The sequence below is a fragment of the Syntrophales bacterium genome, assembly GCA_030655775.1.
Lineage (GTDB): Bacteria > Desulfobacterota > Syntrophia > Syntrophales > JADFWA01 > JAUSPI01.
Genome location: JAUSPI010000061.1, coordinates 1 through 13954, shown reverse-complemented (window position 1 = coordinate 13954; position 13954 = coordinate 1). Strand labels below are relative to the sequence as shown.

Genomic DNA, 13954 nt, shown 5'->3' with positions numbered 1-13954 from the left:
TATATAAATATTGAGATGTTAGAACAAATCCATCCAGCATGTGACTTAAAGCCTCCTCTGATTTCAGGCCATGTGGATCAATCATTTCAATCGTAAATCTTCATAATATTTCACTCACCAGCATTATTGCTTTGGTAGATGAAGCCAATAATGATTTTCTTCATTGAACTAAGGTCAGATAGCCTCCATATACCTTGATCAATGATATGAAATCTAAGAGTACGTAGATCTTGTCATTTGTCCACAGTGACAGAAATACTCAGGATGCATATAATAATATGCCCCTGTTTATCCACATCTTTATAATGTTAACCACTTTTTTAAAGGTTAACAAAAATATCCATTTTTGACGAACATTCGCAAAAAGATAATAGTGGCGGAAACATAGTCGGTTTGTTCCGCTTTTCGTCCCTAAACCGACAGCTCGACCTTCCACCTTTGCAGAGATTCAAGGAACTGGTTAAAAGAAGGAGAGCAATGTATAAAAAGAATTGCTAAAAGGTGAAGAAACTTGATAAAATAAGTAAAAATTAATTACAGAACAGAGTGCTGATAATACAAGAGGGAAGCTTATGTATAAAATAGCGGTTATTCCGGGTGACGGAATAGGTAAAGAGGTAATAGAAGAGGGTATTCGTGTTCTTGATGCTGCCGGCAAGAGATTCGGGTTTTCACTTGAGTGGCAGACCTTTCCGTGGGGATGCGATTATTACTTTGCAAACGGCGCAATGATGCCGTCGGGCGGATTAGATCAATTAAAACCGTATGACGCCATATTTTTGGGTGCCGTTGGTACGCCGGGCGTTCCTGATCATGTTTCGCTCTGGGGCCTTCTAATTCCCATACGACGGGGATTCCGGCAATATGCTAATGTGCGACCCGTGAGATTGTTGCGTGGAGTAACAAGTCCCCTGAGAGACAAAAAAGCCGGAGACATTGATTTCTATGTCGTCAGAGAAAATAACGAAGGAGAATATTCGAACATCGGCGGCAGGATTTATGAGGGAACGGAGGATGAGATAACCGTTCAGGAATCGGTCTTTACCAGAAAAGGCGTGGAGAGGATTCAGCGATTTGCCTATGAGCTTGCCAAAAAGCGTGACAGGAAACATCTCACCTCAGCTACCAAATCTAATGGAATCGTCTTCACAATGCCCTACTGGGATGAAATATTTAAAGAACTTTCCTCATCCTATCCTGAAGTTAAAACAGATCAATTCCATATTGACGCACTTTGTGCCAGAATTGTCTCTGAGCCGGAATATTTCGATGTCATTGTTGGAAGCAATTTATTCGGAGATATTATATCAGACCTCGGACCGGCTATTGCGGGAAGTCTCGGTATTGCCGCCTCGGGTAATTTAAATCCGGAAAGAAAGTACCCATCCATGTTTGAACCGGTCCACGGTTCCGCGCCGGACATTGCGGGGAAAGGAATCGCAAATCCTATCGGTCAGATATGGTCCGGGGCCATGATGCTCGAACACCTCGGGCAACTCGATGCGGCACGTGTTATTGAAGACGCCATAGAGACAGCCCTTGACGAAAGGAACGTAAAGACCCCCGATCTTGGGGGAACGGCGACAACGGAGGAACTGGGCAAGAGTATCGCGGAAATTGTGGCCGGTTCCTGAAATTTGGAGAAATTCAGGATCGATAAATAGAGGAAAAAGATGTGAAAGGAAAACTTTAAGAAAGGAGGTGTAACTATCCGATATTGGTTTCAATGGCCTTAGTCACATAAACATTCCAATTTATTATTGAAAGGAGAGAACAAATGAAAAAATGTAGCGCTATCCTTTTTGCCTTGGTTATGCTGGTCGGGCTGACCTTTACGTCAGCCGCATTAGCCGGGTATCCGGATAAACCGATCAACTATGTTATTTGTTTTAATCCCGGAGGTGAATCCGATATCACGGCGCGAATTCAACAGCAGTCGCTTGAGAAGGTTCTCGGTGTGCCGATTGTCGTTGTGTATAAAAAAGGTGGTGGAGGCGCTGTGGGCTGGTCCGAACTGATGCGAACGAAGCCGGACGGATATACCATCTACGGCACGAATTTACCCCATACCATTGTGCAGCCCATGACGAGGGGGGACACAGGATATGAAACGAAAAAGGTAAATAACGTATACATGTTTGAATTTACACCCAATGTTCTGGCAGTTCAAGCGGACAGCGAGATCAAAACGGTGAAGGACTTTGTCGAATATGCCAAAAAGAACCCCGGCGTGGCTGTGGGCGGCAGTGGTCAGCCATCAGCAAACAGCCTTGGCTGTGAAGCCTTCGCCAAAGTTGCCGGTCTCAAGCTGACATACATATCTTTTACAGGTTCAGGAGCGGCCGTTCCGGCCCTTCTGGGAGGTCATGTTAAGGCATTGATGACGTACACATCCATGGCAGCCCAATATCCGGAGAAGATACGGGCTCTGGCGATCGCCGCAGACAAGAGGGCCAAGGCGCTGCCCGATGTTCCAACTTTCAAAGAGCTGGGCTATGAATATGTCGAGGGAGCGTATCGGGGAGTCGCTGTCCCGCCCGGGACACCAAAAAAAGTTCGCAAGGTTCTTGAAAAGGCTTTTGAGAAAGTCAATTATGATCCAGTTGTAATTAAGAAAATGGAGGACCTCGGGTTCATCATGGAATATTACGGTGAAGACGCATCGAAAAAATTGGTTGCCAAATTGTCGAAGTATTACAAACAGCTCCTGAAGGACTTGGGCTTGTTGAAAAAATGATTGCCACAGAGGAGTTAAAACGTGATTGAGGCCATTTTAGCTTCATTTGGTCATATCTTTACGGTAAAAGTAATTCTCATGATTATCGCCGGTCTTTTCGGTGGTCTTATAGCAGGGGCATTACCGGGGCTGACCGCCACCATGGCGGTCGCCCTTCTTGTCCCCTTTACCTTTACGATGAATCCCACGGAGGGCCTGATCCTTCTGGGAGCCATATACATGGCCTGTATTTACGGTGGTGCCTTTTCGGCAATTCTTGTGAATACGCCAGGTACTCCGTCATCGATTGGAACCACATTCGACGGATATCCTATGGCCAAGAGAGGAGAAGGGGAGCGGGCGGTTCTCATCGCGACTTTCGCTTCAGCCTATGGGGGGATTGTCGGGGTGTTTTTTCTGCTCTTCCTTTCACCGCCGCTGGCAGCGGTTGCACTGAAATTCGGCCCTCCCGAGTACTTCTGGATGGCCGTCTTCGGAATTACGATCATCTCTTCACTCGCATCAAAAAATGTCCTCAAGGGATTTATCGGAGGAGCCATCGGGGTTCTCATCTCTACGATCGGAATTGCTCCCATAGGCGGAGATGTCCGATGCACGTTAGGTTATCACCAGCTACAGGGGGGTATCGAATTGATTGTGGCGCTCATCGGATTTTTCTGCATACCGGAAGCACTCACCATGATCGAACAGAGAGCTAAAAAATTCCATCTGACAGAAACGAAGCGGAAGACCGGTATTATTTTCAAAACGTTCAAGGAAGTCATGAAAAAGCAGGGGAATCTCCTGCGATCATCGATACTGGGAACAATTGTCGGTATTCTTCCGGGAGCAGGCGGGAGCGTTGCAAACCTTGTAGCTTACAATGAAGCCGTTAGGGTCTCGAAGACACCGGAAAAATTCGGTACCGGCATAGCCGACGGTATCATTGCCACAGAGGCTTCAAACAATGCTGTGGTCGGAGGCGGCATGATACCGCTGGTGACACTGGGCATCCCCGGGGCACCCCCGGATGCGGTACTCTACGGTGTTTTATTGCTGCACGGACTCAGACCGGGGCCGGAATTATTTACGATGCATTCCGATGTCGTGTATACCTTTATCATGTCTCTGTTTGTGTCCACGATTCTCATGATCCCCGTGGGTATCATGGCGGGAAGGCTTCTGCATCAAACCGTTGTCCGTCTTCCCATTCGCTTTCTGGCTCCTATTATATTATTCCTTACGATTATCGGCTCGTATTCTATCCGTAATAACGTTACCGACGTGTTTATCATGCTGACACTCGGAGTAATCGGTTACATACTGAAACGCCTGGATTTTCATCCCGGTCCGATAACCCTCGGTTTGATCCTCGGCCCTATCGGAGAAATGGGTTTTGTGCAGGCCCTTCTGATGGGGCAGGTCCTGCCCAACAAATGGATGATCTTTTTCGATAGACCGCTGTCCTGGGTTCTGATCGTCATGTCTATTTTATCGCTTGGCTGGCCTCTGTTTATGAAGCGGTTTGGCAAGAGGTGGACGGTAAAGGAGACGTCATTAGATGAAGGCTGATCGAATTGTGTCCGTTATCTTTATACTAATAGCGCTTGTTTTCTGGTCGCAGACCATTGGATTGCAGTACAATTGCTCAATCTTCCCACAATTGATATTGATATTCCTTGTTTTGTCATCGGCGAGCATGTTCGCACAGACATTCTTCGCAAAAGATATTAAAAGAGAACGCCTTCCTGCGAAAGATTTAAAATATATTGTCATATCAATTATCATCGTCTTTGTATGGATATATCTATTGGACATTCTCGGCTTCATAGTCACAAGCGTTATATGTTTATCCATACTCACTTTTATCTTTGACCTCGAGCGACCAACCCCCATCCGGGCTCTCTCATCTGTCGCCATCTATACCCTGATGGTTTTAGTTTTCTGGTTTATTTTTCACAAATTTTTGCTGGTTCCCCTGCCCACCGGATATCTGATCTGATGACAGAAGAGAGGGCAAAAAGCCAGGGTACCCATCCTTTAACCCACGGATCCAACTTCAATATTAAATGGTTGCAGCTTTTTTATAGAAACTACTTGAAGTAATATGGTAGTTTGTTTATAAAAGGGTAGCGGTGAATGACCTTATGGGGGTGTCGTCAGATAAGGGGTGAGTTACTTGTCCGGCAGGGTAGGGGGCAGGGACTTACTTTCTGTCTTAGTTCGTCCTGGCGCAACATAAAACAAACTTGTTGATAAACCTTGCTGTTTTTGGTATATTGAGCCGCGAAAAACAGGTTTTTGGGGCTTAATTCCCTGAATTGGGGGGGGTAAGTCTGTTTGAAAGAACTATAAGGGATGAGATGCTTCTCACAATCAACAGTGATAACCCGCAGCTTCGATTGATCAAAAAGGCTGTCCAGATATTGGAGGATGGAGGAATAATTGTTTATCCTACCGATACGGTATATGGAATCGGGTGTAATCTTTTTAATAAAAGGGGAATCGAGAAGATTTATGAGATCAAAAGGAGAAACAAGAAAAAACCTTTTAGTTTTATCTGTGCAGACTTAAAGGATATAAGCCGCTATGCAAAGGTATCAAACTATGCATACAAAACGATGAAACGCCTGTTGCCTGGCCCATATACTTTCATACTCGAGGCATCGAGACTCGTCCCGAAAATCCTGCTGCCAAAGAGAAAAACAACAGGAATCAGGGTTCCGGATAATCAGATATGTCTTTCCCTTGCCGGGGAATTAGGGCACCCTATTATAAGCACCAGCGCAACTATGGAAGATGGCGAGATATTAGGTGATCCATTCGAGATTGAGAAAAAACTGGGACATTACGTGGATTTGATTATTGATGGGGGTATTCTGGGTGTAGAACAATCCAGCATAGTAACTCTGGTTGATGATACTCCTAAGGTTATCAGGACCGGCAAGGGCAATGTGAACGATTTTATATAGGCAAGAAAGAAGGGTTTGTGATGAGAAAGAAAATGCTGATAAATGCTATTGATGAAGAACAAAGCCGTATGGCAATTGTTGGTTCCGATGGCAAACTGGCGGAATATAACATTCAGATGTCCATTAAAGAACGGACAACAGGAAATATCTACAAAGGAATTGTCGTCAAGGTGGAACGCGGTCTCCAGGCGGCTTTCGTGGACTACGGGGGCAGCAGAAACGGGTTTCTCCCCCTGCATGATGTCAGTTCAAAGTACCTGATAGAAGAAAAGAAAGATATGTCGGAACGAAAACCTGTACTTAAAGCCGGTCAAGAAGTACTGGTTCAGGTACAAAGGGAAGAGACTGAACGGAAAGGGGCGATGCTTACCACTTACATGTCGCTGGCGGGACGGTATCTTGTCTTGATGCCCGACAAACAGAGTGGCGGTATATCTCGAAAGATAGAGGATGAGGCGGATCGCAAAAAACTGAAGGAATTGATGGATGAGATAAATAAGGATGAGAAGATCGGTTATATCGTCCGTACGGCAGGGATACACAGGAAAAAAAGAGAGCTTTCAAGTGACTACCACCGTCTTCTAAGATTATTTAATAACTTACAGGAAAAGGCCAAAACGGCTCGTGCGCCGTCACTAATCTATCAGGAAAGCGACTTCGGGGTCCGCTCGCTGCGGGATTATTTTAACCCCGATATCAGCGAAATCCGGGTCGACGATATTGAAATGTTCAGAAAAATTAAAGATTACTGCAAGATCGTTTCTCCGAGAAGCATTAAGATAATCAAGCATTACAACGAGAAGACTCCGATCTTCAACAAATATGAACTCGAGGATCAGATAGCAGCAATCTACAGGGAACGTGTAGCCCTGAAATCAGGTGGGTCTATTGTTATAAATCCCACGGAGGCAATGATAACAATAGATGTCAATTCAGGGCGCTCTTTAAACAAAAAAAATATTGAACAGACTGCCTTTCAGACAAACCTCGAAGCGGCCGAGGAGATAGCCAGGCAGCTCAGATTGAGAGATCTGGGGGGGCTGATTGTAATCGATTTCATAGATATGGTCGATAATAAGCATAACGCAGCAGTGGAAAGGGCATTTAAAGAAGCCTTGAGTCTGGATAGATCCAGGATACAACTTTCAAAGATATCCAAGTTCGGCCTCCTTGAGTTGTCGAGACAGAAAAAACAATCCACAATACAGGAAATAAGCTATACGTCCTGTCCTCACTGCAAGGGGAGCGGCCTGCGACCGTCATTAGGATACACTGCACTTGGTGTATTCAGGAAAATTAAATCAGAAGCTGTGAAGGGAGATTTTTCCGCGATTAAAATTATCCTTCCGTATGAAGTGGCAGATTATTTGTTGAATCAAAAGAGAATTGAAATCGGTAAGTTCGAAGGTTTTTACGATACGGCCATTCATATATCAGGGAGCCCGGACATAGAATGGGGAAAGTCAAAATTTGAATTTGTCAAAAAAGAAGTGGCGCCGGAAGGACCGCCCGTACGTGAAAATAATCAATCTAAAATAAAGTTGCGCGGAGGGACATCGGAATTCAGAAAACAGGGATACGATAACACAAAACGCGAATCGGCTATAAAAAAAGATGAAGGTCGAGAAGGAAATAGCGTTTCAGTCGACAAACAGGATGCCCCCGAGAATTCACCCAGAAAAGAAAACGGTCGATTAAAAATAATCAGTAAAATTGTTAATATATTTAAAAGCTGATCTTTGAACTGAACAGCGAGCGCATTTCCCGCAACTTGTTGCGGGGAGATTCAATCCTGAAAACCATCAACTACATTTTCCCCAATTCCTTGGAGCGGAGGGTCGCCTCTTCTACGGCAGACATAAGGGTTGCCCTGAGTTTGCCCTCTTCAATTGCCTTTATTCCTGCAATGGTTGTACCTCCCGGAGAAGTAACCATATCCTTCAACTCTGCCGGGTGTTTATCTCCTTTAAGGCAGAGTTTTGCAGCGCCGAGGAGAGTCTGTGCTGCCAGAGTCAGGGCGATATCCCTGCTCAGACCCATTTTAACACCGGCATCTGATAGCGCTTCAATTATTATAAATGCATAAGCAGGACCACTTCCACTAAGCCCGGTTACAGCATCCATAAGGTCTTCCTTTACGATGACCGTAATCCCTACAGAGCTGAAAATATGACGAGCCAGGGCAAGATCATCTTCAGTTGCATTATTTCCAAGTGCAAGTGCCGTGGCCCCTTCACCGACTAATGCCGGTGTATTCGGCATAGCCCTGATTATACGTACATTCTTTTTGCAATATTTTTCTATGAATTTTATGGTTATACCGGCTGCAATTGATATGATCAGCGTGGTCTTATCAATCATATCGGACATATCTTCAAGAACATCCGCCATATTCTGGGGTTTTACTGCAAGAATAACGATATCTGCATTTTTTATTGCCTTTTTGTTGTCTGCTGTTACCTTGACCCAGTACTTCTCTTCAAGATAGCCCAGCCTTTCTGGTAATATATCGGAAACCGTTATACTTTCAGGGGAAATCAGGTCGCCTGAAATAACGCCGCTGGTGAGAACCTCTCCCATTTTCCCACCGCCTATAATACTTATCTTCTTACCTTTTAACATTTCGCTTCGTTTCCTCCTCTCGAGACCTTTTAGAATAGAATTATAGAAGATTAAACTATTTATTGCCAATGATAAATTAAAAACAGTCAATTTGCAAATTGCACTACATATTTGGAGGACATTATGGTAAGTATCCATAAAACAAGCTGATTAGGAGAAATCATGTTCATACTGGGAAATCTTTTAGAGGCATTCGCCAAGATTCTTTATATGGGGCTCAATCTCTATATGTGGGTAATAATAATCAGGGCGGTTATCTCATGGGTTAATCCCGATCCCTATAATCCTATCATAAGATTCCTCTACCAGATTACAGAACCTGTCCTCTCCCCGATAAGGAGATGGATTCCCTTAAGGGGCATGGGAATAGATATTTCCCCTATGATTGTCATCGCGGCTATTTATTTCTTAAACACGTTTCTGGTACAGAGTATTCTGGACATAGCTGCTTACTTAAAAATGTAAGAGTAAAAACCTGCCGAGACCATAGCAATTATGTTGCCGATTAAGGAAACTAAAGATGGTGTTGTTTTCAACATCAGGGTTGTACCAAGGTCATCAAGATGTGAGCTCGTAGAAATTCAGGAAGATGCCCTTAAAATAAAGATTACCGCTCCGCCTGTCGAGGGGAAGGCTAACGAAGAGTGTATAAAATTCATTGCCGGTAAACTCGGTGTCAGAAAATCCCGGGTTGCTATCATTGCCGGACACAAATCGAAGAAAAAAACCATCGCCGTATCAGGATTAACAAGTTCCGAGTTCAGAGTTCTGAGTTCAAAATTCAAATCGAAACCCTGAACCCGGAACTCAGAACCCAGAACTTTGAACTCAGAGCTTGCCATGCATAGAGAAACGGAAAATAGACGGGTCGCTAAAGCAGCTGGGGTTGTCGGCGCGGCAACGCTTCTCAGCAGGATATTCGGCTTCATCAGAGACATGGTAGTCGCCGGGTTTTTCGGAGCCGGTTTAGCCACGGACGCTTTTTTTGTTGCTTTCAGGATACCGAATCTCTTAAGGCGTCTCTTTGCCGAAGGATCCCTTACTATATCTTTCGTTCCCGTCTTTACCGAATACCTGAAAAAAAAGTCTAAGGAAGATGCGTTAGGGCTGGCCAATACGGTATTTACCCTGCTTTCCATCATACTTGTAATTGTCTCGCTGGCTGGCATCCTCTTTTCCCCTCTGATAGTTAAGATAATAGCACCAGGGTTTTCCAGGGTGCCCGACAAGTATGAACTGACGGTATTTCTCACCCGGCTCATGTTCCCCTACATTTTCTTTATCTCTCTGGTTGCGCTCTGTATGGGGATCCTCAATTCCCTCAGGCATTTTGCCGCACCGGCCCTTGCTCCGGTCGTACTCAACATCTCTATCATAGGTTCCGCCGTTCTCCTCCGCAATCTGTTTCCGGAACCGATAATATCGCTGGCCGTCGGTGTACTGATCGGGGGTGTTCTTCAACTTGCCATGCAGTTTCCTTTTTTAACAAAGGTGGGCGTAAAACTCCGTCCCGGTTTTGACTTCAAACATCCCGGTATTAAGAGAATAGGAACACTCATGCTCCCTGCGGTGTTCGGGGCAGCGGTCTATCAGCTCAACATATTCATAAGCACCCTCCTCGCATCTCTTCTTCCCGGCGGGAGCGTATCATATCTGTACTATGCCGACAGGATCGTGCAGCTTCCTCTCGGTGTTTTCGCCATAGCCGTGGGAACGGCATCCCTTCCCACTCTGTCGGAACAGGCCTCAAGCGGTGACCTCGAAGAGATGAAGAAAACCATTTCATTTTCGCTGAGGCTGATTTTCTTCATCACCATTCCGGCGATGATTGCTATGATTGCGCTCCGCATCCCGATAATATCGGTTCTATTCCAGAGAGGAGAATTTGATCATCAGTCAACAATCCTCACAGCGCAGGCACTGCTCTATTATGCCGTCGGCCTCTGGGCATTTTCGGCAATCAGGGTGGTTGTTTCGGCATTCTATTCATTACAGGACACAAAAACCCCTGTGAAGGTCGCAATTATAGCCCTGATCGTGAATATCATCTTAAGCGTTATGCTGATGTATCCCATGAAGCACGGAGGATTGGCACTTGCTACTTCCGTTGCATCTGCCGTAAATATTATAATATTATTTTTCGTCCTCAAGAGGAGGATCGGACCGTTTTTAGACGAAGAATTCAGGGATTCTGTCTTTAAGACTGTCTTGGCGTCCCTGGCAATGTGGGGGACACTATCCCTTGTCAATTATATTCTTCCATGGAATAATGAGGGGACATTTAACGAAAGGTTTTTGGTGCTAATATCGGGAGTGGCGGTTGGACTGATAACATTTTTAATCATTTCCTTTATGTTGAAAAGCACTGAGATTATGAAAATTTTTGAAATCGTAAAGAGAAGAACATATAGTAATAAATGACAATCTGCGGATAGTAAGGAAGACCAGTAATGACAACAAAAAACTATTATAAAATACTGGGCGTTAGTAAAGATGCTGGAGAAAAAGAAATAAAAAAGGCATACAGGCATCTTGCCCTGAAATACCACCCTGACAGAAACCCGGGAAACAAGGAGGCGGAAGAACGTTTTAAGGATATCGCTGAGGCCTATGGTGTCCTTATGGACAAGGGAAAAAGAAGACAGTATGAACAGTTCTACCGGGAAGATGCCCGTTATGGTTATACCAGTGCCGATAAAGGTTTTTATTATAATCAGGAAGACATCTTCAGGGAAATGTTCAACAATCCCCGGACAAAAGATATGTTCAGCGAACTGCAGAACGAATTTCAAAGGCAGGGGGTCAGGTTTGATGAAAATTTCTTTAATGAGGTTTTCTTCAGAGGCCGTGGAGTTTTCTTCGGCGGCGTTTTCTTCACCGGGCCGGGCGGAACTAAAATTCATACATTCCGAAACAGTGCACGAGGGCAAGTAGATGAGAGCTTTCGCACAAAAATACAGCCCACCGGTGTTTTTGAAAACATCATCCAGAAGGCAAGCAAGTTTGTGTTAAAAAAACTTTCAGGTTCTGCTCCTCACAAGATTTCAACTGTTGCGGGGAAGGGTAGGGATGTAAATTATAATATTACTCTTTCCATGATGGAGGCATCATCAGGTAAGGAAATCGTAATATCTTACAGGAGAGATGACGACAGGTCAGAAAAATTGTCCGTAAAGGTGCCCCCGGGCGTTAAAAACGGCACAAGATTGAAGCTTAAGGGCAAGGGTCTTCCCGACATCGGGGGAGGGTCCTCCGGAGATCTTTATTTAATTGTTAAGCTTCAATAGAATTACCGGGTAAGATTTTCAGACCGGCCGGCAGATAAGCTTATAAAAAAATTGACTTCATGGGGGCAAAATGGTAGGGGAAAATCCCTCCGGTTAAGAACATAAAAATGAGGATCATCTCCAAAAGAGTTGGTAGGATCATAAGGATTCAAGGGGTCAAGGGTTCGAGTGAAATGCTTAAGAATTATAAAGAGTTAAAAGTTTAGTAAAGGCACTATCATCTATGTTTAGAAATTTACAAAACACTCGACCCCTTGAATCCTCGAACCCTTTGCATCAACTAATCGGGAGAAGAACCAAAAATGAAAGGTTAACCTATGCTGGATATTAAAGTTTTAAGGCAGAACATCGATTTTGTCCGAAGGAAGATGCTGGAAAGGGATGCAGATATTGACTTAGACGGTTTTAGCAGCCTTGATTCCAGGAGAAGAGATATCCTGCAGGAAGTTGAAACGCTGAGGAGTGAGAGGAACAGTGTCTCAAAGGAAATAGGCCAGAAGAAGAAGAACGGAGAAGATGCATCGGAACTTGTGAACAGGATGAGCGAGGTCTCTGCCCGGATAAAAGAACTTGACGAATCTCTCAAGGATACCGAGGAGAATCTCAATAATCTGATGATGATAATTCCGAATCTTCAGCACGAATCTGTTCCGTATGGAACAGGTGAGGAAGATAACCCTATTGTGAGGGAGTGGGGAGAAAAACCCGTATTCGATTTTGAACCGAAACCTCACTGGGAAATAGGGGAGAGTCTCGGTATTCTCGATTTTGCAAGGGGTGCCAGCATTACAGGGGCGAGGTTTACGCTCTATCGCGGTCTGGGCGCGACGTTGGAACGGGCCCTGATAAATTTTATGCTCGACCTCCACACCTCTGAGCATAACTATACCGAAGTCTTAACACCCTTTATGGTGAACAAGGCAAGTATGACAGGGACAGGACAGCTCCCCAAATTTGCCGAGGATCTCTTTAAGATAGAAGGAATGGAATATTATCTCATTCCAACAGCAGAGGTACCTGTCACCAATATATACAGGGAAGAGATACTGAATGAGAAGGATCTCCCCTGTTACTTTGTCGCCTATTCGCCCTGTTTCCGGAGTGAAGCGGGTTCCCATGGAAAGGACACAAGGGGACTTATCAGACAGCACCAGTTCAATAAAGTCGAGATGGTAAAGTTCACAACACCGGAGATATCCTACGACGAACTGGAAAAGCTGACTCTCAATGCGGAAGAAATACTGAAAAGGCTCAACATCCATTTTAGGACGGTCAATCTTTGTACGGGGGATTTAGGCTTTTCATCTGCCAAGACGTACGATCTGGAGGTCTGGCTCCCCGGACACGATACATATAGAGAAATTTCATCCTGCAGTAATTTCGAGGATTTCCAGGCCCGGCGGGCGAATATCAGGTTCCGCCGCGAGGAGAGTGGAAAGTTGGAGTTTGTGCATACCTTAAACGGTTCCGGACTTGCTGTTGGAAGAACCCTGGTGGCGATCTTAGAGAACTATCAACAGAAAGATGGGAGCGTTATAATTCCCGAGGTACTGAGACCCTACATGAAGGGAGTTGACAGAATTTTTCTCGTACGATAATAATAACACCAACGGAGGGATGGCCGAGTGGTCGAAGGCGGCGGTCTTGAAAACCGTTAACCGAAAGGTTCGCGGGTTCGAATCCTGCTCCCTCCGCCAATAAGAATTAAGAATGTAGAATTAAGAATTAAAAGTAACCCTTGAAAAATGCTCACACTGTCATTGCGAATCCGCCTTTGGTGGATGAAGCAATCTCACATTTTTCACTCTTAATTTTTAATTGCAGTAACGGAGAGATGGCTGAGCGGCTGAAAGCGATCGCCTGCTAAGCGATTGTACGCCTCAAAAGGTGTACCGGGGGTTCGAATCCCCCTCTCTCCGCCATTTTTTGATATTAGCGTGCGCCCATAGCTCAGCTGGATAGAGCGTCGGACTACGAATCCGAAGGTCGAAGGTTCGAATCCTTCTGGGCGTGCCATTAAATTCAGGGGGTTAGCTGAAATGTCTAACCCCTTTTTTTGCTGTGCAAATTTTTACCATACATTTATTGCCAGCTGAATTTTGTTACCGGTTTCAATTTCTCCAGCGATGTATCGCCTGCCTTAACTTGTAATGAACAAAAAATAATTCAGCGGTATTCATGCAATTTCAAGCATATAGAATTAAAAACGATAGAACTTTAACCCAAATTCATGAAGACAAAAATATTCTTATGCAATAACAGTAAGTTAAAGATGGCCAGCCTCGTTTTCTGGCACTACATGTTTGAGTGGTCATAGAATCTTTTTCACCATCCGTCCAGGCACAGAAGCAATGTTC

General features: G+C 44.7%; 12 protein-coding genes and 3 tRNA genes. 14 read left to right on the top strand and 1 reads right to left on the bottom strand.

What is annotated here, in order from left to right; all coding sequences use genetic code 11:
- The first annotated feature begins 572 nt into the window (after positions 1 to 572).
- The 6 genes from Q7J27_03170 to Q7J27_03145 all read left to right on the top strand — a co-directional run bounded on the left by Q7J27_03170 (position 573) and on the right by Q7J27_03145 (position 7424).
- Positions 573 to 1634, top strand: coding sequence for a tartrate dehydrogenase (locus Q7J27_03170; GenBank protein ID MDO9528138.1), 1062 nt, complete (start codon positions 573 to 575; stop codon positions 1632 to 1634).
- A gap of 143 nt (positions 1635 to 1777) precedes the next feature.
- Positions 1778 to 2737 (top strand): tripartite tricarboxylate transporter substrate binding protein, encoded by a 960-nt coding sequence (locus tag Q7J27_03165; protein ID MDO9528137.1) that lies wholly within the window; start codon positions 1778 to 1780, stop codon positions 2735 to 2737.
- 21 nt (positions 2738 to 2758) lie between these two features.
- Positions 2759 to 4288, top strand: coding sequence for a tripartite tricarboxylate transporter permease (locus tag Q7J27_03160; GenBank protein ID MDO9528136.1), 1530 nt, complete (start codon positions 2759 to 2761; stop codon positions 4286 to 4288).
- Positions 4278 to 4718, top strand: coding sequence for a tripartite tricarboxylate transporter TctB family protein (locus Q7J27_03155; protein ID MDO9528135.1), 441 nt, complete (start codon positions 4278 to 4280; stop codon positions 4716 to 4718). The genes Q7J27_03160 and Q7J27_03155 overlap by 11 nt, the downstream gene beginning before the upstream one ends.
- A 361-nt stretch (positions 4719 to 5079) precedes the next feature.
- Complete coding sequence (locus tag Q7J27_03150) at positions 5080 to 5688, top strand: L-threonylcarbamoyladenylate synthase (protein ID MDO9528134.1); 609 nt, start codon at positions 5080 to 5082, stop codon at positions 5686 to 5688.
- Positions 5689 to 5708: 20 nt separating this feature from the next.
- Entirely contained in the window at positions 5709 to 7424 is a 1716-nt protein-coding gene (locus Q7J27_03145) for an Rne/Rng family ribonuclease (GenBank protein MDO9528133.1), read from the top strand.
- Positions 7425 to 7494: 70 nt separating this feature from the next.
- Here the strand turns inward: Q7J27_03145 and proC are convergent, their stop codons facing one another.
- Positions 7495 to 8310 (bottom strand): pyrroline-5-carboxylate reductase, encoded by an 816-nt coding sequence (proC, locus tag Q7J27_03140; protein MDO9528132.1) that lies wholly within the window; start codon positions 8308 to 8310, stop codon positions 7495 to 7497.
- A gap of 162 nt (positions 8311 to 8472) precedes the next feature.
- Here proC and Q7J27_03135 point away from each other — a divergent pair, with 162 nt between their 5' ends.
- From Q7J27_03135 to Q7J27_03100, 8 genes are all read left to right on the top strand, one after another.
- Positions 8473 to 8775 (top strand): YggT family protein, encoded by a 303-nt coding sequence (locus tag Q7J27_03135; protein MDO9528131.1) that lies wholly within the window; start codon positions 8473 to 8475, stop codon positions 8773 to 8775.
- 30 nt (positions 8776 to 8805) lie between these two features.
- A complete protein-coding gene (locus Q7J27_03130) occupies positions 8806 to 9108 on the top strand; it encodes a DUF167 domain-containing protein (protein MDO9528130.1) in 303 nt (100 codons plus the stop codon).
- A 42-nt stretch (positions 9109 to 9150) separates the two neighbouring features.
- Positions 9151 to 10731: a murein biosynthesis integral membrane protein MurJ gene (gene murJ, locus Q7J27_03125; GenBank protein ID MDO9528129.1), complete on the top strand. Its 1581-nt coding sequence runs from the start codon at positions 9151 to 9153 to the stop codon at positions 10729 to 10731.
- Between the two features lie 29 nt (positions 10732 to 10760).
- Positions 10761 to 11597, top strand: a complete 837-nt coding sequence (locus Q7J27_03120; GenBank protein MDO9528128.1) for a DnaJ domain-containing protein — start codon at positions 10761 to 10763, stop codon at positions 11595 to 11597.
- A gap of 317 nt (positions 11598 to 11914) precedes the next feature.
- Complete coding sequence (gene serS, locus Q7J27_03115; protein ID MDO9528127.1) at positions 11915 to 13195, top strand: serine--tRNA ligase; 1281 nt, start codon at positions 11915 to 11917, stop codon at positions 13193 to 13195.
- Between the two features lie 13 nt (positions 13196 to 13208).
- Positions 13209 to 13294, top strand: a tRNA-Ser gene (locus tag Q7J27_03110).
- Between the two features lie 131 nt (positions 13295 to 13425).
- Positions 13426 to 13519 (top strand) — tRNA-Ser (locus tag Q7J27_03105).
- A 17-nt stretch (positions 13520 to 13536) separates the two neighbouring features.
- A tRNA-Arg gene (locus Q7J27_03100) sits at positions 13537 to 13613 on the top strand.
- Positions 13614 to 13954: the final 341 nt, after the last annotated feature.

What these genes read in the sequence shown, in the direction of transcription:
- Q7J27_03170 (MDO9528138.1), top strand. Translation starts at nt 573, where the DNA reads ATGTATAAAATAGCGGTTATTCCGGGTGACGGAATAGGTAAAGAGGTA.
- Q7J27_03165 (MDO9528137.1), top strand. Translation starts at nt 1,778, where the DNA reads ATGAAAAAATGTAGCGCTATCCTTTTTGCCTTGGTTATGCTGGTCGGG.
- Q7J27_03155 (MDO9528135.1), top strand. Translation starts at nt 4,278, where the DNA reads ATGAAGGCTGATCGAATTGTGTCCGTTATCTTTATACTAATAGCGCTT.
- Q7J27_03150 (MDO9528134.1), top strand. Translation starts at nt 5,080, where the DNA reads ATGCTTCTCACAATCAACAGTGATAACCCGCAGCTTCGATTGATCAAA.
- Q7J27_03145 (MDO9528133.1), top strand. Translation starts at nt 5,709, where the DNA reads ATGAGAAAGAAAATGCTGATAAATGCTATTGATGAAGAACAAAGCCGT.
- proC (MDO9528132.1), bottom strand. Translation starts at nt 8,310, where the DNA reads ATGTTAAAAGGTAAGAAGATAAGTATTATAGGCGGTGGGAAAATGGGA.
- Q7J27_03135 (MDO9528131.1), top strand. Translation starts at nt 8,473, where the DNA reads ATGTTCATACTGGGAAATCTTTTAGAGGCATTCGCCAAGATTCTTTAT.
- Q7J27_03130 (MDO9528130.1), top strand. Translation starts at nt 8,806, where the DNA reads ATGTTGCCGATTAAGGAAACTAAAGATGGTGTTGTTTTCAACATCAGG.
- murJ (MDO9528129.1), top strand. Translation starts at nt 9,151, where the DNA reads ATGCATAGAGAAACGGAAAATAGACGGGTCGCTAAAGCAGCTGGGGTT.
- Q7J27_03120 (MDO9528128.1), top strand. Translation starts at nt 10,761, where the DNA reads ATGACAACAAAAAACTATTATAAAATACTGGGCGTTAGTAAAGATGCT.
- serS (MDO9528127.1), top strand. Translation starts at nt 11,915, where the DNA reads ATGCTGGATATTAAAGTTTTAAGGCAGAACATCGATTTTGTCCGAAGG.